The organism is Bacteroides difficilis (assembly GCF_048319815.1).
GTDB classification, from domain to species: domain Bacteria; phylum Bacteroidota; class Bacteroidia; order Bacteroidales; family Bacteroidaceae; genus Bacteroides; species Bacteroides zhangwenhongii.
Map to the genome: position 1 here is coordinate 2,144,609 of NZ_CP182814.1, position 20,426 is coordinate 2,165,034.

17 protein-coding genes and 1 tRNA gene are annotated in these 20,426 nt (G+C 44.0%); 13 read left to right on the top strand and 5 right to left on the bottom strand.

The window, feature by feature from the left end; all coding sequences use genetic code 11:
* The first annotated feature begins 52 nt into the window (after positions 1–52).
* The 8 genes from ACNOGP_RS07955 to glmM all read left to right on the top strand — a co-directional run bounded on the left by ACNOGP_RS07955 (position 53) and on the right by glmM (position 9,525).
* The gene (locus ACNOGP_RS07955; protein ID WP_186966698.1) at positions 53–616 is read left to right on the top strand and encodes an L-threonylcarbamoyladenylate synthase; all 564 of its coding nucleotides are present in this window, start codon (positions 53–55) and stop codon (positions 614–616) included.
* Complete coding sequence (locus ACNOGP_RS07960) at positions 617–2,410, top strand: chloride channel protein (RefSeq protein WP_195477293.1); 1,794 nt, start codon at positions 617–619, stop codon at positions 2,408–2,410.
* A 36-nt stretch (positions 2,411–2,446) separates the two neighbouring features.
* Positions 2,447–3,415: a methionyl-tRNA formyltransferase gene (fmt, locus tag ACNOGP_RS07965; protein ID WP_418214502.1), complete on the top strand. Its 969-nt coding sequence runs from the start codon at positions 2,447–2,449 to the stop codon at positions 3,413–3,415.
* A 23-nt stretch (positions 3,416–3,438) separates the two neighbouring features.
* A complete protein-coding gene (gene rpe, locus ACNOGP_RS07970; protein WP_143864815.1) occupies positions 3,439–4,089 on the top strand; it encodes a ribulose-phosphate 3-epimerase in 651 nt (216 codons plus the stop codon).
* 25 nt (positions 4,090–4,114) lie between these two features.
* Positions 4,115–6,199: a ComEC/Rec2 family competence protein gene (locus ACNOGP_RS07975; protein ID WP_418214750.1), complete on the top strand. Its 2,085-nt coding sequence runs from the start codon at positions 4,115–4,117 to the stop codon at positions 6,197–6,199.
* Between the two features lie 46 nt (positions 6,200–6,245).
* Complete coding sequence (locus ACNOGP_RS07980; RefSeq protein WP_195477290.1) at positions 6,246–7,283, top strand: DHH family phosphoesterase; 1,038 nt, start codon at positions 6,246–6,248, stop codon at positions 7,281–7,283.
* 118 nt (positions 7,284–7,401) lie between these two features.
* Complete coding sequence (locus ACNOGP_RS07985; RefSeq protein ID WP_186966700.1) at positions 7,402–8,094, top strand: DUF4827 domain-containing protein; 693 nt, start codon at positions 7,402–7,404, stop codon at positions 8,092–8,094.
* A 39-nt stretch (positions 8,095–8,133) separates the two neighbouring features.
* On the top strand, positions 8,134–9,525 hold the full coding sequence (gene glmM, locus ACNOGP_RS07990; RefSeq protein ID WP_143864818.1) for a phosphoglucosamine mutase: 1,392 nt from the start codon (positions 8,134–8,136) through the stop codon (positions 9,523–9,525).
* Between the two features lie 216 nt (positions 9,526–9,741).
* On the opposite strand, the gene ACNOGP_RS07995 is transcribed toward glmM, so the two are convergent.
* The 3 genes from ACNOGP_RS07995 to ACNOGP_RS08005 form a co-directional block, all read right to left on the bottom strand.
* Entirely contained in the window at positions 9,742–10,263 is a 522-nt protein-coding gene (locus ACNOGP_RS07995) for an NUDIX hydrolase (protein WP_418214503.1), read from the bottom strand.
* Between the two features lie 22 nt (positions 10,264–10,285).
* A complete protein-coding gene (locus ACNOGP_RS08000) occupies positions 10,286–11,506 on the bottom strand; it encodes an S-adenosylmethionine:tRNA ribosyltransferase-isomerase (protein ID WP_418214504.1) in 1,221 nt (406 codons plus the stop codon).
* A 103-nt stretch (positions 11,507–11,609) separates the two neighbouring features.
* Positions 11,610–11,684 (bottom strand) — tRNA-Pro (locus ACNOGP_RS08005).
* Between the two features lie 309 nt (positions 11,685–11,993).
* Here ACNOGP_RS08005 and ACNOGP_RS08010 point away from each other — a divergent pair.
* Positions 11,994–12,860 carry a helix-turn-helix domain-containing protein gene (locus ACNOGP_RS08010; protein WP_186966703.1) on the top strand — a complete coding sequence of 289 codons (867 nt, stop codon included), beginning with the start codon at positions 11,994–11,996 and terminating at the stop codon, positions 12,858–12,860.
* Positions 12,861–12,865: 5 nt separating this feature from the next.
* Here the strand turns inward: ACNOGP_RS08010 and aroB are convergent, their stop codons facing one another.
* A complete protein-coding gene (aroB, locus tag ACNOGP_RS08015) occupies positions 12,866–13,927 on the bottom strand; it encodes a 3-dehydroquinate synthase (RefSeq protein WP_418214505.1) in 1,062 nt (353 codons plus the stop codon).
* An 87-nt stretch (positions 13,928–14,014) separates the two neighbouring features.
* On the opposite strand from aroB, the gene ACNOGP_RS08020 reads away from it, so the two are divergent.
* The 3 genes from ACNOGP_RS08020 to cls all read left to right on the top strand — a co-directional run bounded on the left by ACNOGP_RS08020 (position 14,015) and on the right by cls (position 19,001).
* Entirely contained in the window at positions 14,015–14,419 is a 405-nt protein-coding gene (locus tag ACNOGP_RS08020; RefSeq protein ID WP_007764558.1) for a hypothetical protein, read from the top strand.
* Between the two features lie 83 nt (positions 14,420–14,502).
* Positions 14,503–17,433 carry a TonB-dependent receptor gene (locus ACNOGP_RS08025; RefSeq protein WP_418214506.1) on the top strand — a complete coding sequence of 977 codons (2,931 nt, stop codon included), beginning with the start codon at positions 14,503–14,505 and terminating at the stop codon, positions 17,431–17,433.
* A 128-nt stretch (positions 17,434–17,561) separates the two neighbouring features.
* Complete coding sequence (gene cls / locus ACNOGP_RS08030; protein ID WP_186966706.1) at positions 17,562–19,001, top strand: cardiolipin synthase; 1,440 nt, start codon at positions 17,562–17,564, stop codon at positions 18,999–19,001.
* Here cls and ACNOGP_RS08035 read toward each other — a convergent pair.
* Positions 18,970–19,533 (bottom strand): RsmD family RNA methyltransferase, encoded by a 564-nt coding sequence (locus ACNOGP_RS08035; RefSeq protein ID WP_143864824.1) that lies wholly within the window; start codon positions 19,531–19,533, stop codon positions 18,970–18,972. The two genes, cls and ACNOGP_RS08035, sit on opposite strands and share 32 nt — an antisense overlap.
* A 302-nt stretch (positions 19,534–19,835) precedes the next feature.
* On the opposite strand from ACNOGP_RS08035, the gene ACNOGP_RS08040 reads away from it, so the two are divergent.
* Complete coding sequence (locus ACNOGP_RS08040; RefSeq protein ID WP_418214507.1) at positions 19,836–20,411, top strand: ORF6N domain-containing protein; 576 nt, start codon at positions 19,836–19,838, stop codon at positions 20,409–20,411.
* The last annotated feature ends 15 nt before the right edge of the window (positions 20,412–20,426 follow it).

Here is a 20,426-nt window from a genome sequence, read left to right on the forward strand (position 1 = left end):
GGCGCAAAAGTACTACTTTTGCGTGTTATTCTCAACAGAAATTAATCAAGAAATGATAGAAGATATTAAAAAAGCCTGTCAGGTGATGAATGAAGGAGGAGTGATTCTTTATCCTACCGATACCGTATGGGGAATAGGCTGCGACGCTACTAATGAAGAGGCTGTACGCCGTGTGTATGAGATTAAGAAACGTGCTGATAGCAAGGCTATGCTGGTGTTGGTGGACAGTCCTGTGAAGGTGGATTTTTATGTACAGGATGTACCGGCTGTAGCGTGGGACTTGATTGAAGTTGCCGACAAGCCGTTGACGATTATATATTCCGGTGCGCGCAATTTAGCGACGAACCTGTTGGCGGAAGACGGCAGTGTGGGAATCCGTGTTACAAACGAAGAATTTTCCCGAAGGCTCTGCCAGCAATTCCGCAAAGCGATTGTCTCCACATCGGCCAATGTGAGCGGTCAGCCCGGAGCTGCGAATTTTAGTGAGATCAGCGATGAAATCAAGTCGGCGGTGGACTATATCGTCGGTTTCCGTCAAGAGGATGTGAGTCGGCCGAAACCCTCAAGCATTATTAAGTTGGACAAAGGTGGAGTGATTAAGATAATTCGCGAATAAATGAAAGAAGAAAAACTGAGTTTATTACAGCGTTGTATCAAGTGGCGGGAAGCGAATATAAAGGAAAAGCAGTTTATCCTTATATTAAGTTTTCTGGTCGGTATCTTTACAGCGTTTGCCGCATTAATATTGAAATTCTTTATCCATCAGATACAGAATTTCCTGACCGATAATTTCAACGCGACCCAAGCTAACTATTTGTATCTGGTATATCCGGTAGTCGGAATTTTCCTGGCAGGCTGGTTTGTACGCAACATTGTTAAAGACGATATCAGCCATGGAGTCACAAAGATTCTGTATGCTATTTCCCGCCGACAGGGACGCATCAAACGACATAATATCTGGTCGTCTACCATTGCCAGTGCGATAACCATCGGTTTTGGTGGATCGGTCGGGGCGGAGGCGCCTATCGTCTTGACAGGTTCCGCCATCGGCTCCAATCTGGGAAGTGTGTTCAAGATGGAGCACCGTACATTGATGTTGCTCGTAGGTTGTGGTGCGGCGGGTGCGGTTGCCGGTATCTTTAAAGCACCGATTGCGGGATTGGTATTTACATTGGAAGTTCTGATGATTGACCTTACCATGTCGTCTCTGCTTCCGTTGCTGATTTCTGCAGTCACGGCAGCTACCGTTTCCTATATTACTACCGGTACGGAGGCTATGTTTAAATTCCACCTCGATCAGGCATTCGAATTGGAACGTATTCCTTATGTCATCCTGCTGGGTATCTTTTGTGGTCTGGTTTCGCTTTATTTCACACGTGCCATGAATTCGGTGGAGGGCGTGTTCGGCAAGCTCAATAATCCCTATAAGAAACTTGCTTTCGGCGGTGTGATGTTGAGTGTGTTGATTTTCCTTTTCCCGCCTCTCTACGGTGAAGGATACGATACGATTGAGCTGTTGCTGAACGGAACTTCCACAGCCGAATGGGATACGGTGATGAACAACTCCATGTTTTATGGTTATGGCAATCTGCTGTTGGTCTATCTGATGTTGATCATTCTTTTGAAAGTATTTGCCTCTAGCGCAACGAATGGTGGCGGCGGTTGCGGTGGTATCTTTGCCCCTTCGCTTTATTTGGGGTGCATCGCCGGATTCGTCTTTTCCCATTTCAGTAATGACTTTACTTTCTCCGCCTATCTGCCCGAAAAGAATTTTGCTTTGATGGGAATGGCGGGAGTCATGAGCGGTGTTATGCATGCTCCTCTGACGGGAGTATTTCTGATAGCCGAGCTGACGGGGGGATACGATTTGTTCCTTCCGCTGATGATTGTATCCGTTAGCTCATACCTGACGATTATCGCATTTGAGCCTCATAGTATATATTCCATGCGTCTGGCGAAGAAAGGACAGCTGATTACGCATCACAAAGACAAGGCTGTGTTGACATTGATGAAGATGGAGAATGTGGTGGAGAAGGATTTTGTAGTTGTACATCCGGAGATGGATTTGGGTGAACTGGTGAAAGCGATTGCCGCTTCCCATCGGAATGTGTTCCCGGTGACGGATAAAAAAACGGGCGAACTGTTGGGTATTGTCTTGCTCGATGACATCCGTAACATCATGTTCCGGCAAGAACTTTATCATCGTTTCACTGTTAACAAATTGATGACATCCGCTCCTGCCAAGATATTCGATACGGACGGAATGGAACAGGTAATGCAGACGTTTGACGATACGAAAGCCTGGAATCTTCCGGTGGTGGACGAGGAGGGACGCTATGAGGGCTTTGTCTCTAAATCGAAGATTTTTAACTCATATCGGCAGGTGCTGGTACATTTTTCGGAAGACTAGACTTTGCGTTTAAGTTAATGATAACATAGTTGGATTATGAAGAAAGAAGACTTAAGAATAGTATATATGGGTACTCCCGATTTTGCGGTGGAGGCCTTGCGTCAGTTGGTGGAAGGCGGTTATAATGTAGTGGGTGTGATCACAATGCCCGACAAGCCTGCCGGACGCGGACATAAAATACAGTATTCTCCGGTCAAGCAATATGCGTTGGAGCGGAACTTACCGTTGCTTCAGCCCGAGAAGTTGAAAGATGAGGTTTTTGTGGAGGCCTTGCGCGAATGGAAAGCCGACTTGCAGATTGTGGTTGCTTTCCGGATGTTGCCGGAGGTGGTCTGGAATATGCCGCGACTGGGTACGTTTAACCTTCATGCTTCTCTGCTTCCTCAATATCGTGGAGCTGCTCCTATCAATTGGGCGGTGATCAATGGTGACACGGAGACAGGAATCACTACGTTTTTCCTGAAACATGAGATTGATACGGGAGAGGTTATTCAGCAGGTACGTGTGCCTATTGCGGATACGGACAATGTGGAAGTGGTACATGACAAATTGATGATGTTGGGAGGGAAACTGGTTCTTGAAACGGTAGACGCTATCTTGGATGGAACGGTAAAACCGATTCCTCAAGAAGAAATGGCGGTTGTCGGTGAACTTCGTCCTGCTCCGAAGATATTCAAGGATACTTGCCGGATTGATTGGAATCAACCGGTGAAGAAGGTGTACGACTTTATTCGTGGATTATCGCCCTATCCCGCTGCCTGGAGTGAACTGGTCACTTCTGAAAATGAAACGGTAGTGGTGAAAATCTTCGAGACTGAAAAGATGTACGAATCGCATCAGCTCTCTGCGGGGACGGTTGTGACGGATGGCAAGAAATATATAAAGGTTGCCGTGCCGGATGGGTTTGTATCCATTCTTTCCTTGCAGCTTCCCGGCAAGAAACGTTTGAAAACAGATGAGTTGCTTCGTGGATACCGTTTGGCGGACGGCTGTAAGATGAAGTGATAAACCTTAAATATAGAAGAATTATGAAACCGATTATTGCTCCTTCCATTCTTTCTGCCGATTTCGGACATTTGGCGAAAGATATTGAAATGATAAACCGCAGTGAAGCGGAGTGGGTACATATTGATATAATGGACGGGGTTTTTGTCCCGAACATTTCATTCGGCTTTCCGGTATTGAAGTATGTAGCGAAGTTGAGTAAGAAGCCGTTGGACGTGCATCTGATGATTGTTAATCCGGAAAAATTCATCCCTGAAGTAAAGGCGTTGGGCGCTCATACGATGAATGTGCATTATGAGGCTTGTCCGCATTTGCATCGGGTGATACAGCAAATCAGGGAAGCGGGGATGCAGCCTGCCGTAACCATCAATCCTGCTACTCCGGTAGCTCTGCTGCAAGATATTATCCGGGATGTGTATATGGTGCTTGTCATGAGCGTGAATCCGGGATTTGGCGGACAGAAGTTTATCGAACATTCGGTTGAGAAAGTCCGTGAGCTGCGTGCCCTGATTGAACGGACAGGATCGAAAGCGCTGATTGAAGTAGACGGTGGTGTGAATTTGGAAACAGGAGCCCGACTGGTGGAGGCGGGAGCCGATGCGTTGGTGGCCGGTAATGCCGTCTTTGCAGCACCGGATCCGGAGGCGATGATTCATCAATTACATGACTTGTAATTATTGCATCCACCAATATCCTTATATGCGCCTGGTTATCCCTTGGATAGCAGGCGTTTTTTGTGGAGAACGCTTTTTCGACTGTTCGATGGATGTTCTTTGGGGAGTATCAGCTTCCATCTTCCTGTTAATCTTGGCTTTTCTCTTTCATTTCTGTGAGCATTATTCGCAGCGTTGGTGTTTCGGAGCAGTCCTGACAGTCCTGTGTTTCGCGGGCGGATGGACGGGAATAACTTGGCAGTTGCGGCAAACACAATATACCTTTCCTGACGATGACGTAATTTATCGGGCTCTGATAACGGATACTCCACAACCAAGGGAGCGTACATCTCTCTGCAGGGTACTTGTGAAAGAATATTATGATTTTATCGGTAGTCATCCGGTAGAGCGAAAAGCGATACTCTATCTGAAACAGGATTCAGCTGCCGCCTGCTTGAAGAGCGGGGATGAATTGTTGGTTTCTACACGCATTTCCCCACCTGCTAATCAGAAGAACTTCGATGAGTTTGATTATGCCCGCTACTTGATGCGAAGAGGTATTAGTGGGACGGGCTATGTCGCTGCCGGAAAATGGATAACACTACGTTCTGTGCAGACAAACGGAGCGATTCATTTGCGTCTTCGGTGTCTGGCCGATTTTTACCGTGAGAAAGTGATAGCTCTTTACCGTCAATTAGGCTTTACCGGAGATGAACTAGCCGTGCTGTCTGCCTTGACCATTGGTGATAAGACTGAATTAAGCGAATCTGTTCGCGAAAGCTATTCGATAGCCGGTGCGAGCCATATTCTAGCTCTATCCGGGTTACACATCGGACTTCTGTATGCTTTTCTTTTCTTTATTCTACGGCCTGTTGCCCGAAAAGGGCGGACCGGCAGATGTGTTCGTTCCGTGTCTCTTTTAGTCTTATTATGGGCTTTCGCCTTTTTTACGGGACTTTCTCCCTCAGTAGTCCGTTCGGTCACCATGTTCTCCATCCTGGCATTGGCGGATATATTCGGCCGTCAACCATTCTCCTTGAATACATTAGCTGCGACGGCATGGTTTATGCTGCTTTGTAATCCGGCAGGACTGTTTGATGTCGGCTTTCAGCTTTCCTTCCTTGCGGTTGCCTCCATTTTATTGATTCAGAGGCCGGTTTATCGCCTGTTTACTGTAAGAAACAGAGTGGGGAAGTCCGTCTGGGGACTGATGAGCGTATCTATTGCCGCACAGATAGGAACTGCTCCGCTTGTCATGTTTAACTTCTCCCGATTCTCCGTACACTTCCTTTTGACGAATCTGCTGGTCATTCCTTTGATTACTATTATCCTGTATGCCGCTATTTTCATGCTTCTTCTGACTCCTTTTTCTTGGCTTCAGATATGGGTAGCGGTAGGCGTCAGAAAACTCTTGGAGGGATTGAACCTCTTTGTGAGATGGGTGGAGCAACTTCCTTGCTCGCCTGTCGATGGAATCTGGCTTTATCAATTGGAAGTTTGCGGTATCTATGTTTTCCTGTTCGGAGCAGCCTGTTACTGTTTGCATAGGCGGCTTAGAACCCTGTTATTCTGTCTTCTTTCCGTTCTTTTATTAAGTATTTATCATGTTACGATGGTTTGGATAGACCGTCCGCAGAGAGGTTTGGCCTTTTATAATGTACGGGGTTGTCCGGCGGTTCATTGCATAGAAAGCAGTGGACATTCCTGGATAAGTTATGCGGATACGTTGCCGAACAAAAAAGCATTGAAACGTGTGACAGCCAACTATTGGAAACGCCGGCATCTTTTACCGCCGACGGAAATCACCTCCGACTGTCGGACTGGCGTATTTTCCCGACAACGGCAACTTGTATCATTTCATGGATGTAATATCTGTATTGTAAACGATAATCATTGGCAGACGTTGCGGAACAAATCGACAGCTCCCACGTTATATATTGATTATCTTTACTTATGCAAAGGCTATGACGGCCGATTGAAAGAACTTGCCAAATTCTTTCTTCCCGGTTGTATCATCTTCGATGCCTCCCTCTCAGAGTATCGTAGAGACCGTTTTAAGGAGGAATGCAAGGAATACGGTTTACATTTTATCTCCTTATCGGAAGAAGGTTCTGTCCGCTTTTTGCTCTAAGTACAAAGAATTATCGTACATTTGCACCTTGATAAAGAAAAAGAGTATGTTGACGAAAGTAATAGAACAAGCTAAAATAGACCATTTCACTAAATGGTTTGAGCGAGCTGACAAAATAGTAATAGTATCTCATGTATCTCCTGACGGTGACGCAATCGGTTCATCACTGGGATTATATCATTTCTTGGATTCTCAGGAAAAGACAGTGAACGTAATTGTGCCTAATGCATTTCCCGATTTCCTCAAGTGGATGCCGGGCAGTAAGGACATTCTTTTGTATGACCGCTATAAAGAGTTTGCGGATAAACTGCTTGCTGAGGCCGATGTCATCTGTTGCCTGGACTTCAACGCGCTGAAACGCATCGAAGATATGGCGGATGCCGTAGCTGCTTCTCCTGCGCGTAAGATACTGATAGACCATCATCTGTTTCCCGAAGACTTCTGTAAGATAACGATGTCCTACCCGAAGATCTCTTCTACTTCCGAACTGGTGTTCCGCCTTATTTGCCGGATGGGCTATTTCGACGAGATTTCTAAAGAAGGTGCCGAGTGTATCTATACGGGCATGATGACCGATACGGGTGGCTTTACCTATAATTCCAACAATCGGGAGATCTACTTCATTATCAGCGAACTCCTTTCCAAAGGCATTGATAAAGACGATATCTACCGTAAGGTGTACAACACCTATTCCGAGAGCCGTTTGCGGCTGATGGGATATGTCTTGTCGAATATGACCGTCTATTCGGATTGCAACTCGGCATTAATTACACTGACAAAAGCCGAACAAAGCAAGTTCCACTATATAAAAGGAGATAGTGAAGGCTTTGTCAATATCCCTCTCAGCATTAAGAACGTTCGCTTTTCCTGCTTTTTGCGGGAAGATACAGAAAAACCGATGATTAAAATCTCCCTCCGTTCGGTCGGGACTTTCCCGTGCAATCAGTTGGCTGCCGAATTCTTTAACGGTGGCGGCCACTTGAACGCATCCGGAGGTGAATTTTTCGGAACGATGGAAGAGGCAAAAGCTGTTTTCGAGAAAGCGCTTGAGAAATATAAGCCTCTATTAACAGCCAAAAGCTAAAGGCGGAAGGTTAAAAGTGAATATGGAAAGGTTAAAAGATACGAACTTTCAACATTGCTCTTTCAACTTTTAATGATTTTGAGATACATTTGTGCGGAATATAGCTAAATAACAGATAATGAAGAAACTTGTATTTTTATTTCTCTCTTTGCTGACTGCCGGAAGTCTGTTCCAGGCGTGCGATGATTCGAAGACATACGCGGAAATGCTGGAAGATGAGAAGAATGCGGTAAGCCAGTTCATCAAAGATAGTGCGATTCATGTGATTTCAGTCGAGGAATTCGAAAAGAATGATACGGTGACGAAAGCGAAAGCGAATGGGGACGCATACGATGAATTCGTGTCTTTCACCAGCGAGGGAATATATATGCAGATTATAGACCGTGGACGTGGTGATGATAATGGCGGAGAATATACGGACGCGGACAAGGAAAAAGATAAGTTCGTAGACGGTAACATCGTTTGTACCCGTTATGCGGAGACCAACATCGCTACACGCGAACTTGCGGCTTTTAATATACCTATGGAAGAGTATATGGACGCTTCACAGCTGTATGCCTATCCTGCCGTATTCCGTTATGTGAAGACAGACACTTATTCAGCCGGTACATTCATCGAAATGGACTATGTCTGGTCGTCCTATTACGCCAGTACGGCCGTACCTCAAGGATGGCTTTTGGCATTGCCCTACCTGCGTGACAATGCCCACGTGCGTCTGATCGTTCCTTCAAAGATGGGACATACTTCCGCTCAACAGTACGTAACTCCTTACTTCTATGATATCACCGAGTTCCGTAAAGCACGAAGCTAGAAACACTAACATTTAAATAAATCTTTAAGTAAAGAACCTATGACTCTAATCAAATCTATCTCTGGAATCCGCGGAACTATCGGCGGAGGAGCGGGCGAAGGATTGAATCCGCTCGACATCGTGAAATTCACCTCGGCTTATGCTACTTTAATCCGTAAGACTTGTACGGTAAAGAGTAACAAGATCGTTGTGGGACGTGACGCCCGCATCTCCGGTGAAATGGTAAAAAACGTAGTAGTCGGTACCTTGATGGGAATGGGCTGGGATGTAGTAGACATTGACTTGGCTTCTACTCCGACTACAGAACTCGCTGTAACGATGGAAGGCGCCTGTGGCGGTATCATCCTGACAGCTTCTCATAATCCTAAACAGTGGAATGCACTAAAGTTACTGAATGAACATGGTGAGTTTCTGAATGCGGCGGAAGGCAATGAAGTACTTCGTATCGCCGAAGCTGAAGAGTTCGACTATGCCGATGTTGATCACTTGGGCTCTTATCGCAAGGATCTTACCTACAATCAAAAACATATCGACAGCGTATTGGCTCTTGACCTGGTAGACGTTGAAGCTATCAAGAAAGCTGATTTCCGTGTGGCTATTGACTGTGTAAACTCAGTAGGCGGTATCATTCTTCCCGAACTTCTCGAACGTTTGGGTGTGAAACATGTAGAAAAACTATATTGTGAACCTACCGGAAACTTCCAGCACAACCCGGAGCCGCTTGAAAAGAATCTCGGAGACATCATGAACTTGATGAAAGGGGGAAAAGCGGATGTGGCATTTGTGGTAGACCCTGACGTTGACCGTCTGGCAATGATTTGCGAAAACGGTGTGATGTACGGTGAAGAATATACATTGGTTACTGTTGCCGACTATGTGCTGAAGCATACTCCGGGCAATACGGTATCCAACTTGAGCTCTACTCGTGCCCTGCGTGATGTAACCCGTAAATACGGTATGGAATACAATGCTTCTGCCGTTGGCGAAGTAAACGTTGTAACGAAGATGAAAGCAACCAATGCTGTTATCGGTGGTGAAGGAAATGGTGGAGTGATCTATCCTGCCAGCCATTACGGTCGTGACGCTTTGGTAGGTATCGCTTTATTCCTTAGCCATCTGGCTCACGAAGGAAAGAAGGTTAGCGAGCTTCGTGCTACTTATCCTCCTTACTTCATTGCGAAGAACCGTGTCGACCTGACTCCGGAAATTGACGTGGACGCTATCCTCGCTAAAGTGAAGGAAATCTATAAAGACGAGGAAATTAACGATATCGACGGTGTGAAGATTGACTTTGCGGACAAATGGGTACATTTGCGCAAGAGTAACACAGAACCGATTATCCGTGTATATAGCGAAGCTTCTACTATGGAGGCTGCCGAAGAAATCGGACAGAAGATAATGGATGTAATCAATGAATTGGCGAAGAAATAATTAATCGCCTGTCTTATAGTAGAAACGCGGATTAACGCAGATTGTCGCAAAGAGGAGTTACGATTTGCGATGATTGCGTTGGTCCGCGTTTTAATGTTTGGTTGTCAAACCATAAATCGATGCCTTGAGTAGGGTAATCTTTCGAACAGACATAGTAAGTGTTCGTTGCTGCTTTTCAATGTAGCTTCCGCCTGTGTTTTTTATCCGAAGAAACAATTACTTGGATAGAGAAGGTATAAGGGAGACTTTCTGCAATTCTCCTTCGAAGTTGGGGGTGAAAATCCCTTTGCCCAGATTCTCTTTTATTTCTTCGACTGTCCAGAACCGTCCGCCATCCAGTTCGTCACTGGGATGAATTTCTCCGTCATAAACGGTCTTGTGGACAAAGACAAGCTCCTTTTCACGTTCGGACTCGAATACATAGCTGGTAAGCCGTTCGGGAGTGAAATCTGTGATACCTAATTCTTCATTTGCTTCCCGTCTGAGGGCGATATCTACGCTTTCACCCAAATCAATATGTCCGCCTACGGCTGTATCCCATTTCCCCGGTTGGATATCTTTCCATTCGGGCCGCTTCTGTAGATACAAGTCTCCGTTGGCATTGAATATATGAAGGTGGACGACCGGGTGGAGCAATTTGCTGCCGCTATGACATTCTCTGCGTGTGGCGGTTCCGGTGATATTTCCCTGCTCATCTACGATAGGGAACATTTCTTGGTTATTATCGCTCTGTGCCATTGCTTTTATATTCGGGGGGAGATTATGGTATTAATAAAGAAGAGTCTCCATAACTGAGGAAACGGAAATCGTGGCTTAAGGCATAGTCGTAGATCGTCCGCCAATTGCCTTTTACAAAAGCGGAAACCAAAAGTAGCAGGGTGCTTTGAGGCTGGTGGAAATTGGTGACCATCGCTTTTACGATTTTATAATCATATCCCGGTGCTATGATAATCTGAGTACTGGTGTGAAGTGTTTCCATACCGTGGCGGTCGAGATACTCCAATATTTTCTGCAGAGCAACTACCGGAGGTATCTGGTCGTACTTCTCGTAAGGTTGCCATTGTCTGACGTGTAGTTCCTCTTCCGTAGCGTCCGGATTCTCAGCGAGAGTAACTCCGATATGGTAAAGGCTTTCAAGTGTTCTCACAGAAGTTGTTCCTACGGCGACAGCGCAACCGTCATGGTCGATCAGTTTCTTGATGGTACTCCGGTTGACTGATATATATTCCGTATGCATCTCGTGACCTTCAATCTCTTCACTCTTTACAGGTTTGAAGGTTCCCGCACCTACGTGCAGGGTCAGTTCTTCAAGTTCGATTCCCTTCTCTTGCAGTGCATCCAATACCTGTGGAGTGAAATGTAGTCCGGCGGTGGGGGCGGCGACTGATCCTTTTATCTTCGAATAAACCGTCTGATAAGTTTCTTTATCACTCTCTTCCGTATCCCGGTTCAAATAGGGCGGAATAGGAAGTTCTCCGAATACTTCAAGAATATCGGCAAAAGTCACTTCCGCATTATTCCAGGTGAAGTCTACCCAATGGCTGGTCCCTCTGCATTCTCCTCTCGTTGCGGTCAGAGTGATGGGAAATCCTTTCACTGTCATTTCCCGTTTCAGTTCCCCGTCTTTCCATTTCTTCAGATTGCCGATCATGCACAGCCATGCGGCGTGTTCCGTCTGCTGGAAGTTCAGTACATAATCATTTGGTTGAATCGGCTCAAGGCAGAACACTTCAATCAACGCACCCGTTTCTTTCCGGAAATGAAGACGGGCCTGGATGACTTTCGTGTTATTGAATATCATCAGGCTTCCTTTAGGCAAATAGTCAGGTAAAGAAGTAAAAATGTCTTCGTTCACTTCACCGTGGCGGTAGATCAGTAATTTGGACTGGTCGCGAACGGGCAACGGAAACTTGGCGATACGTTCATCCGGCAACGGATAGTTGTATTCACTGATTCGGATATGTTTCGGATCTTCTTTCATTGCTATAGGGCTATTCTTGATAAATATGGGTTTATTGTTCCAAATGTGTTCCACTAAAAAACAAATCAGCCACTTACTGTTTGTAAATGGCTGATTCCCAATGTCGGGGTGACTGGATTCGAACCAGCGACCACACGCCCCCCAGACGCGTACTCTAACCGGGCTGAGCTACACCCCGAATTGCGGATGCAAAAGTAGTGCTTTATTTTTAATTAGCAAATAAATTCTTTGAATTTTATTGTGCGGTGATTTTTTTTGTGCGGTTTTAAATCTTTTCTTATGTTTGGTAGAGGATAAATGAGGTATGGCAGGTTTAAAGTGACGAGGTGCGGATAAACAATTCACCAGTAGTTTTGTTTATGAATTAATGCAAATAACAGGTGTATTATTTCCGTAGAATAATACCATAATTCCACTGATGGTGCTTTGGTATAAGGGGATGTTATACATTTGTAGAAAAGACTAGTTTAGATTAGAAAGGCGTTAAATGTTAGACATTAATAATACAGAGACATTAGAGATATATGTTTTGGGTGATGACTTTAAATTTTACCAGAATCTAAAATACCTTCCTCTGACTTCCTATCCTTCCAATATCCAATCTGCTTTGATTGTATATAGTTTGAAGGGAAAAGCGAAACTTACTGTACATGAGGACGTACATTGGATACAGCCGAAGGAACTGATAATACTGTTGCCCGGACAGTTTGTCTCATTTAGTGATCCTAGCGAAGATTTCTTGACTGTAACAATGGTCATATCATCTTCCTTGTTCAGCGATGCGTTAAGTGGAGCTCCCCGATTTTCTCCACATTTTTTCTTTTATATGCGAAACCATTATTGGTATCCGCAGACGGAATCTGATGTTCTTCGGATCTATAATTTTCTGGGGATGATAAAAGGGAAAGTTACATCTCAGGATATATATAGACGGGAACTGATAATTCACCTGCTGCGATATTTGTATCTCGAATTGTTCAACGCTTATCAGAAAGAAGCTACTTTGATGACTGATAGGAAAGATATACGTAAGGAAGAGCTGGCAAATAAATTCTTCGGGCTCATCATGAAGCATTTTAAAGAGAATAAGGATGTGGCTTTTTATGCGGATAAGCTCTGTATCACCTCCAAATATCTGACTATGGTTATCAAGGAGACAAGCGGAAAGTCAGCGAAAGACTGGATCGTTGAATACGTCATACTGGAAATAAAAACACTGTTGAAGAATACAAATATGAATATTCAGGAGATAGCCATTAGGACAAATTTTGCCAACCAGTCTTCGCTAGGACGTTTCTTCAGAAAACATACGGGAATGTCGCTCTCTCAGTATCGAATGTCTCACTTGGGCTAAGGGAATTAAATTCCCATACATTCACGGTAAAAGTCCAACATATCAAAGATGGTATCCTTATCGGCAGTCTGGTTGATACAGATGTCTCCAATGTCTTTCAATAATGTGAAATTAATTGTTCCTGAAGTATTTTTTTTGTCATGTGTCATGAATGCGTATAGTTGTTCATATTTCTTGCAGTCGAAAGTGAATACTCCATAATTGTCTTTGATAAACCGGATTGTCTGTCTCATTTTCTCTTTCGGAAAACCGACTTTAGTATGGGACAGGTACAATTCACATACAATTCCCCAGGCGACTGCATAACCATGCAGCACCGGGCGGTTTTCCGCCAACGCCATGCTTTCGAATGCGTGTCCTACTGTATGCCCCAAGTTTAATGCTTTACGAATGTTACGTTCGAAGGGATCCTGCTCCACTATTTCTTCTTTCACTTGTACTGACTTGCCGACCAGCCTTTTGAGAGCGGGATAGTCGATATTGACGGTATCGAAACTGAGTAACTCTGCCCAATGTTCTACGTTGCTGATCAAACCGTGTTTCAGCATTTCTGCATATCCGGAAAAGAAGTTATGCGCATCCAGTGTGCGCAGGAATTCTGTTTCGAGTAGCACACTGTTGGCCGGAAAGAATGAGCCGATCTCGTTCTTCAGTCCGTTGAAGTTGATTCCTGTTTTACCGCCGACAGACGCGTCCACCATAGCCAATAGGGTAGTGGGTATATTGATATAAGCAATACCACGTTTGAAAGTGGCTGCGGCAAAGCCACCCAAATCCGTAACCATCCCCCCTCCGAGATTGATAAGCAGAGAGTGGCGGGTAGCTCCTTGCGTGCTTAATGCCAACCAGACGGAGGCGAGTGTATCCAACGTCTTATGTACGTCTTCGGCTCCGATACATATTTCAACAGCCTCTTTCAGCAATGAGGTTTCCTTTAGGGAAGGAAGACAGAGAGAGCGGGTATGCTCGTCTGTAAGAATGAATAATTTGTCGTGCGGACACTGTTCGATGGCACGGCGCAGGCTTGTTTCCAAGCTTTCACAGAGAATAACTTCTTGTTTACTCATGATTCTTTTGCTTTTCTGTCTGCAAATGTATATAAAATTATCTTTTTTGCTTACTTTTGTCTCGTTAAAACGTTCAATCATTCAATTATGAAAGCATTATTACCTGTCTATTGTCGTCCTTTGGGATATGTTGTCTTGTTGGTAGCTCTGTTCATTCCTTTTATTCTGGTGATGCAAGGGATGGTGACCGACAGCAATCTGTTGTTTTATAAAGAATGTACAAAGTTGCTGATGATGGCAGGATGTTTGTTGATAATCTTTGCTTTTAGCAAGCATGAAAGTCGTGAAACGGAGCAGATTCGTAATGCGGCTGTTCGGAATGCAATCTTTCTGACGTTCCTGTTTGTTTTTGGAGGGATGTTATGGCGCGTTATGCAAGGAGATGTCATCAATGTTGATACTTCTTCTTTTCTTACTTTCCTAGTCTTTAATGTGCTTTGTCTGGAGTTTGGTCTGAAAAAAGCGCTCGTTGATCGATTCTTTAAAAGATAATTATCTTCCCGATTAAACCTTTTACGATCTTATTTGTCAAAAGAACATTGCTATTGCTACTAATATAATCGTAAATAAGGTAAATGAAAAGATTTTCAGTCGGGTTGGTGTTGCTATTACTGAGCACCTTCTCTATTTTTGCACAAAATAAGGTGATTACTGTTTCGGGACGTGTTGTAGAGTCCGACTCGAAAGAGCCGGCGGCACAGGCTACAGTTCAATTGTTGTCATTGCCCGATAGCGCTTATGCTGCCGGTATTGCCAGTAATAATCAAGGTTGGTTTACTCTTCCCAAAGTGAAGGCCGGGAAATATCTTTTGAAGGTATCCTATATCGGTTTCCTCACAAAGTATGTACCTCTCCATCTTTATGCGAACATGACGGAAAAGCGTGTGGGGACGATAGCGCTGGAGTCTGACGCTGTTATGCTGAAGGAGGCGGTGATTACTGCCGAAGCTCCCCAAGTGACTGTGAAAGAAGATACATTGGAATATAATTCCTCCGCTTACCGTACTCCTGAAGGAGCTATGCTCGAAGAATTGGTGAAAAAACTTCCCGGTGCGGAAATTGATGATGAGGGGAATGTCAAGATCAATGGTAAGGAAGTGAAGAAGATCATGGTGGATGGTAAGGAATTCTTTGGCGGTGATGTGAAAACCGGACTGAAAAACTTGCCGGTTAACATGATTGATAAACTGAAGACATATGATAAGAAATCTGACTTGGCCCGTGTTACGGGAATTGATGATGGAGAAGAAGAAACGGTTCTCGACTTGAAGGTGAAGAAGGGAATGAACGAAGGCTGGTTTGGAAATGCGAGTGCGGCTGTCGGTACGGAAGACCGTTATGGGAGTAACTTGATGTTGAACCGTTTTGTTGATAACAGTCAGTTCTCCTTGATTGGTTCGGCTAATAATGTAAACGATCAGGGATTTTCCGGAGGTGGCGGACCCCGTTTCCGAAACAGTAATGGACTGACTGCAACCAAAATGTTAGGAGCTAACTTTGCTACCCAGTCGGAGAAATTGGAACTAGGAGGTAGTGCCCGTTATAACTTTAGCGACCGTGATGCGCTTTCTACCAACTATTCGGAACGTTTCTTGCAGAATGGAAATTCTTACTCGAACTCAAATAGCAAGAATCGAAGTAAAAATACGAACTTTAATGCTGACTTCCGTTTGGAATGGAAGCCCGATACACTGACCAATATAATCTTTCGTCCGAATTTCTCGTATGGAAAGTCTGACAGTCACTCTAAATCCGAGTCGGGAACGTTTAAGAGTGATCCATTCAATGTGGTACCCAATCCTAATGACTTTCTGGATAAAAGTATTTGGAATACGACGGATGATCCTTTGGATGATATCCGTGTGAATGCCAGCAATAGCGAGTCTTCGACTGAAAGTAACAGTCTGTCAGCTAATGCTTCTTTACAAGTGAACAGAAGATTGAATAATCAGGGAAGGAATATAACTTTTCGTGGCACATTTAGTTATGGAGATAATGATAGTGAACAGTTTAGCGAGTCGTTAACACGCTATTTTGATACGGCAGCGGGAAAATCGGATGATGAACGTAAGCAGTATATAACATCTCCGACCCAAAATTATGATTATACGGCAGAACTGACTTATAACGAACCGGTTGCAAAGGCTACTTTTTTGCAGTTCCGGTATAAGTTTCAATACAAATATAGTGAAAGTGACAGAAGTACGTACAGTCTGCTTCCCGATGCTGATAAAGGCCAAGACTGGATTTGGAATTATGGTGACGGACTACCTGAAGGTTACGAAAGCAATAAGGATATGAGTCTGAGTAAATATGCTCAGTATAAATATTATAATCATGATATTAATGCGGGGTTGAACATAATCCGTGAGAAATATCGGTTGAACTTTGGAGTATCTTTGCAGCCACAAAACACACGGTTGGATTATAAGAAGGCTGAAATAGATACTGTGGTTAAGAGAAATGTGTTCAATTTTGCACCTAATATTGATTTCCGCTATCGTTTCTCTAAAGTGAGCCAGTTACGTTTTACCTATCGGGGGCGTGCTAGTCAGCCAAGTATGGAAAACTTATTGGATGTTACCGATGATTCTAATCCGTTGAATATCCGTATGGGTAATCCGGGACTGAAACCTTCTTTTTCTCACTCTATGCGGTTGTTCTATAATACTTATAATGGAGACAAACAACGTGGAATGATGGCGCACGCCTTCCTCAATATGACTCAAAACAGCATTACCAATTCTACTACTTATAATCAGGCAACCGGTGGGGTGACAGTAAAACCAGAGAATATTAATGGTAACTGGAATGCAATGGGTATGTTCGGATTTAATACGGCTCTGAAGGATAAACGTTTTACTATCAATTCGTTCTCTCGTGTTAACTATACCAATGCAGTGGCTTATCTTTATAACGAAAGTACACAGGTGAATGATAAGAACACGAGTACAACGTTGACTTTGGGTGAGAATCTGAATGGAACTTTCCGTAATGATTGGTTTGAGTTTACTATTAACGGTTCGATCAACTATAATTTCGAGCGTAATGAGCTGCGTCCGGAGAACAATCAGGAACCATATACGTTCGGATATGGAGCAAGCACCAATATTTCTTTGCCTTGGAGTATGACATTGTCGACAAACATAACCAACAATGCACGTCGTGGTTATCGTGACGCCAGCATGAATAAGAATGAGCTTATCTGGAATGCGCAGATTGCTCAGAACTTTCTGAAAGGTAATGCTGCGACAATCAGTTTAGAGATATACGATATTCTGAGACAGCAGTCCAATATCAGTCGTTCGTTGACGGCCGATATGCGTTCCGTTTCCGAGTATAATGGAATAAACAGTTACTGTATGCTTCGTTTTTCTTATCGTCTGAATGTTTTTGGAAATAAAGAAGCTCGTGGCAATATGCGCCAAGGCGGATTTGACGGAGGTGGTCATCGTGGACCACGTGGACCACACGGCGGTGGTCCGGGTCGGATGATGCGTTTTTGAGGATAAGTGAATATAGATAAAAAGGAAGTCCCGGTGTAACGAACGAGAGTTGTTGCCGGGACTTTTTTGTTTATCCGATAAATTACTCTATATTTGTTGCTTAGTATCCGCTTTAAGAAGAGATTCCTATGATAGACTGGAATTACATACTTGCTCAGATTGCAACGGTGGCTTTTGATATTCTCTATTTCGGGGCCATCATCGGTACGATTGTTATCATTATCCTTGACAACCGGAATCCGGTTAAGACTATGGCTTGGATACTGATCTTGCTTTTTCTGCCCATTGTAGGTCTTGTCTTTTATTTTTTCTTTGGGCGCAGCCAGCGTCGCGAACGGATTATCGGGAGGAAGAGTTATGACCGTCTCCTCAAGAAGCCGATGGCGGAATACTTGGCGCAAGATTGCTCGGAAGTCCAATACGAATATTCCCGTCTTATCCAACTATTCCAGCATACCAACCAAGCCTTTCCGTTCGAAGGAAACCGGGTAGTCGTCTATACGGAAGGTTATACTAAACTTCAGTCTTTACTGCGTGAATTGCAAAAAGCGAAGCAGCATATCCACATGGAATATTATATCTTTGAGGATGACGCTATCGGGCGTATGGTCAGAGATGTATTGATAGAGAAAGCCATGCAGGGAGTTGAGGTACGGGTGATTTATGATGACGTAGGTTGCTGGCATGTTCCCAACCGCTTTTTTGAGGAGATGCGTAATGCGGGTATTGAAGTGAGGAGCTTCTTGAAAGTCCGCTTCCCCTTATTCACAAGTAGGGTGAATTATCGGAATCATAGGAAAATTGTTGTTATCGACGGGCAGGTAGGCTTTGTAGGAGGAATGAATCTGGCGGAACGTTATATGCGCGGTTTCTCTTGGGGAATCTGGCGAGACACGCACATCATGATAGAAGGTAAGGCGGTGCACGGTTTGCAGACGGCTTTTCTGCTCGATTGGTATTTCGTAGACCGTACTCTGATAACCGCTTCCCGTTATTTCCCGAAAATAGACTCTTATGGAAATTCACTGGTACAGATCGTTACCAGCGAACCTATCGGTCCTTGGAAAGAAATCATGCAGGGACTGACCGTAGCCATAACCGGTGCAAGGAAATATTTCTATATGCAAACACCTTATTTCTTGCCGACCGAACAGATATTGGCTGCTATGCAGACGGCGGCATTATCCGGAGTAGACGTACGTTTGATGTTGCCGGAACATGCCGATAATAGAATCACTCATCTTGGTTCTTGCTCCTACCTGGCTGATGTGATGCAAGCAGGTGTGAAGGTTTATTTCTATAAAAAAGGCTTCCTGCATTCCAAACTTATGGTTTCGGATGATATGCTTTCTACGGTAGGATCCACCAATGTGGACTTCCGTAGCTTTGAGCATAATTTTGAGGTGAATGCCTTTATATACGATGTGAACACTGCACTTGAGATGAAGGAGATATTCCTGCAAGACCAACGGGAAAGCACGCAGATATTCTTAAAGAATTGGGTGAAGCGTTCGTGGAGACAAAAAGCGGTAGAGTCTATTGTCCGTTTGTTGGCTCCATTGCTGTAAAACGAAAGATAGAGAAGTTCACGCTTCCATATACTCTCCTTTCTACAAAATACGGATTTTCCTCAAAGTTATTGTCCTTTCCGTGCTCCAATACTAATAAGCCTCCCTCTTTGAGTAAATTGTTTTGGAAGATAAGTTCGGGGATTGTCTCCAGTTCCTTTAAAGCGTAAGGGGGATCGGCAAAGATGAAATCGAACTGCTCGCGGCTGCCTTTGATGAATTTGAATACATCCCCGCGTATCGGCAGGCATTTGTCTGTCTTCACCTCTTTCATTATTTTGGAGATGAACGCATGATGAGCAGGTTCTTTCTCAATGCTGATTACACGGTCGCAGCCTCTTGATACAAGTTCGATACTTATGCTTCCGGTTCCGGCAAACAAGTCCAATGCGCTGACTCCCTCTTCGAAGTCGATATAATTATTGAGTACATTAAACAGATTCTCTTTGGCAAAATCTGTTGTAGGACGTGCTTTGAATGTTCGTGGCACATCGAATCTTCTTCGTTTGTAAATACCGCTGATTACTCGCATAAGATCATGACCTTTTATAATGTATTGAATATCACTGATGAAAAGCCTGCCTCCCCTGCTTGGAAGTAACAGTATAGTAACGACATTGATGAATCAGACTGTTTTGGTAGACTTTTCATGGTCAAAGATACAGATTCTTTTTGATATAGCAATATATATTGATTGGCGCTTACTTGTTACATTGAACACATTTGCTTACTTTTGCAGAAAAGATATTCCCCAATAGAATACAGCCCAAGTCTGACAGTATATCAATCGCCTGCCTCAATTGTGCTAAAAGAATAATACCAAAGTAGAATAAGATGGAACAACTCGAAGTAATACAGAGTAAGATTTATGACATACGTGGGCAAAAGGTTATGCTGGATAGAGATTTGGCAGAAATGTATGGAGTTGAAACCCGCGCTTTAAATCAAGCGGTGAAACGTAATACAGATCGTTTTCCTATTGATTTTATGTTTCAGTTGACAGATGAAGAAACGGAAATTTGGAAATCACAAATTGTGATGTCCAACTCTATAAAGATGGGGGTTCGCCGGAATCCCTATGCATTTACCGAATTGGGAGTGGCAATGCTTAGCAGTGTGCTCAATTCAAAGACGGCCATACAAATAAACATGGGCATTATGCGTACTTTTGTTGCTGTTCGTCAGTTACTGTTAAGTCCTCCTATCAATCCGGTACATGAACTACAGCGTGAAGTCAAGGAACTGAAAGAGTATATCGAAGAAGTGTTCGCAGACTACAACGACATCAATGACGACACTCGTATGCAATTGGAGTTGATAAATCAGACGTTAGCCGAATTGCAGGCGCAAAAAGCATTGGCAGACAAGCCGCGTAATCCTATTGGCTTCATTACCCCTAAGAAGAAATAAAAAAAACAGACTGCC

Bases quoted from the DNA above. Each gene is read 5' to 3' on its own strand.
- ACNOGP_RS07955 (WP_186966698.1), top strand. From the start codon at position 53: ATGATAGAAGATATTAAAAAAGCCTGTCAGGTGATGAATGAAGGAGGA.
- ACNOGP_RS07960 (WP_195477293.1), top strand. From the start codon at position 617: ATGAAAGAAGAAAAACTGAGTTTATTACAGCGTTGTATCAAGTGGCGG.
- fmt (WP_418214502.1), top strand. From the start codon at position 2,447: ATGAAGAAAGAAGACTTAAGAATAGTATATATGGGTACTCCCGATTTT.
- rpe (WP_143864815.1), top strand. From the start codon at position 3,439: ATGAAACCGATTATTGCTCCTTCCATTCTTTCTGCCGATTTCGGACAT.
- ACNOGP_RS07975 (WP_418214750.1), top strand. From the start codon at position 4,115: ATGCGCCTGGTTATCCCTTGGATAGCAGGCGTTTTTTGTGGAGAACGC.
- ACNOGP_RS07980 (WP_195477290.1), top strand. From the start codon at position 6,246: ATGTTGACGAAAGTAATAGAACAAGCTAAAATAGACCATTTCACTAAA.
- ACNOGP_RS07985 (WP_186966700.1), top strand. From the start codon at position 7,402: ATGAAGAAACTTGTATTTTTATTTCTCTCTTTGCTGACTGCCGGAAGT.
- glmM (WP_143864818.1), top strand. From the start codon at position 8,134: ATGACTCTAATCAAATCTATCTCTGGAATCCGCGGAACTATCGGCGGA.
- ACNOGP_RS07995 (WP_418214503.1), bottom strand. From the start codon at position 10,263: ATGGCACAGAGCGATAATAACCAAGAAATGTTCCCTATCGTAGATGAG.
- ACNOGP_RS08000 (WP_418214504.1), bottom strand. From the start codon at position 11,506: ATGAAAGAAGATCCGAAACATATCCGAATCAGTGAATACAACTATCCG.
- ACNOGP_RS08010 (WP_186966703.1), top strand. From the start codon at position 11,994: ATGTTAGACATTAATAATACAGAGACATTAGAGATATATGTTTTGGGT.
- aroB (WP_418214505.1), bottom strand. From the start codon at position 13,927: ATGAGTAAACAAGAAGTTATTCTCTGTGAAAGCTTGGAAACAAGCCTG.
- ACNOGP_RS08020 (WP_007764558.1), top strand. From the start codon at position 14,015: ATGAAAGCATTATTACCTGTCTATTGTCGTCCTTTGGGATATGTTGTC.
- ACNOGP_RS08025 (WP_418214506.1), top strand. From the start codon at position 14,503: ATGAAAAGATTTTCAGTCGGGTTGGTGTTGCTATTACTGAGCACCTTC.
- cls (WP_186966706.1), top strand. From the start codon at position 17,562: ATGATAGACTGGAATTACATACTTGCTCAGATTGCAACGGTGGCTTTT.
- ACNOGP_RS08035 (WP_143864824.1), bottom strand. From the start codon at position 19,533: ATGCGAGTAATCAGCGGTATTTACAAACGAAGAAGATTCGATGTGCCA.
- ACNOGP_RS08040 (WP_418214507.1), top strand. From the start codon at position 19,836: ATGGAACAACTCGAAGTAATACAGAGTAAGATTTATGACATACGTGGG.